Raw genomic sequence first — 256 nt, forward strand, 5'->3', positions numbered from 1 at the left:
ACACTACCATCGGCGCTACGGTGTTTCACTGCTGAGTTCGGCATGGGGTCAGGTGGGACCACCGCGCTGTTGCCGCCAGACAAATCCTGTGTTCAATCCCGAACAAGCTGTCGTCTGTGTTGAAACTTTTTAGTCTTGTCTCTCACCCCAAAACACCTTCGGTGTTGTCAGGTTAAGCCGCACGGTTCATTAGTACTGGTTAGCTCAACGTCTCGCAACGCTTACACACCCAGCCTATCCACGTCCTCGTCTCGAA

General features: G+C 53.1%; 2 rRNA genes. Both read right to left on the reverse strand.

The features are described 5' to 3' along the window. Positions 1-80: ribosomal RNA gene (gene rrf / locus PSI23_RS22385) — 5S ribosomal RNA — on the reverse strand; the annotation flags it as partial. 88 nt (positions 81-168) lie between these two features. Then, positions 169-256 (reverse strand): 23S ribosomal RNA (locus PSI23_RS22390); the annotation flags it as partial.

The organism is Xenorhabdus yunnanensis (assembly GCF_028598805.1).
GTDB classification, from domain to species: domain Bacteria; phylum Pseudomonadota; class Gammaproteobacteria; order Enterobacterales; family Enterobacteriaceae; genus Xenorhabdus; species Xenorhabdus yunnanensis.